This is a genomic window from Mesorhizobium sp. M0715 (genome assembly GCF_040320355.1).
Taxonomy (GTDB): domain Bacteria; phylum Pseudomonadota; class Alphaproteobacteria; order Rhizobiales; family Rhizobiaceae; genus Mesorhizobium.
The window spans coordinates 1-1,094 of sequence record NZ_JAMYPL010000072.1 but is presented as its reverse complement, the minus strand read 5'-3'; the positions used below and the strand labels follow the sequence as shown (position 1 = coordinate 1,094).

The 1,094-nt window shown below is 63.5% G+C and carries 1 protein-coding gene; it reads right to left on the bottom strand.

The features are described from left to right. Positions 1–1,025: NAD-dependent epimerase (locus tag NKI21_RS32325; RefSeq protein ID WP_352869317.1), on the bottom strand; the 1,025-nt coding region annotated here is incomplete at its 3' end. Positions 1,026–1,094 lie beyond the last annotated feature (69 nt).

Sequence of the window (1,094 nt, the reverse complement as noted above, 5' to 3'; positions counted from 1 at the left end):
TATCCCCGCCCGAAATACGCCTGATACCACTCGACGAACCGCCCCACCCCTTCGGTCACTGTCGTCGTCGGGCGGTAGCCGACCGCCTGCTCCAGCGCCGAGGTGTCGGCGAAGGTATCGGGCACGTCGCCGGGCTGCAGCGGCAACAGTTCGACGATGGCTTTGCGGCCCAGCGCGTTTTCCAGCGCCTCGACATAGGCGGTCAGCTTCACCGGGTTGTTGTTGCCGATGTTGAAGATGCGCCAGGGGGCGCTGCTTGTGGCCGGATCGGGACGGCTGGAGTCCCAGGCGGCATTGCCCGTGGCCGGGCTGTCGCTGGCGCGGATCACGCCTTCGGCGATGTCATCGACATAGGTGAAGTCGCGCGTGTGGTTGCCGTTGTTGAACAGCTTGACCGGCTCACCGGCCAGGATGTTCCTGGTGAACAGGAACAGCGCCATGTCCGGGCGACCCCAGGGACCATAGACGGTGAAGAAGCGAAGCCCGGTCGTCGGCAATCGGAACAGATGGCTGTAGCTGTGCGCCATCAGTTCGTTGGCGCGCTTGGTCGCGGCATAGAACTGCAGCGGATGGTCGGCCGGACGATGCTCGGAAAACGGCATGTCGGTGTTGGCGCCGTAGACACTCGACGTGCTGGCATAGGTCAGGTGCGCGACGGCGCTGTTGCGGCAGGCCTCCAGCATGTTGGTGTAGGCGATGATGTTGCTTTCGACATAGGCATGCGGGTTTTCCAGGCTGTAGCGAACCCCGGCCTGGGCGGCGAGATGGATCACCCGGTCGAATGCATGGTCGGCAAAGCAGGCGTCGACCACGCTCTTGTCGGCGAGATTGCCGCGGATGAAATGATAGCCGGCATTGGTCTTGCGGCTCGCCTCGTCCAGGAGCCGCAGCCTCGCCTCCTTGATCTGCGGATCGTAGTAGTCGTTGACGTTGTCGATGCCGACGACCTCGTCACCGCGCTCCAGCAGCCGCTTGGCTACGTGATACCCTATGAAGCCGGCCGCGCCGGTGACCAGAACCCTCATCAGAAGCGCCCATCCGTAACATGCCTGGGGAACAGACCCTTGATGTCGTAGATGACGCCCGGGGTCTTG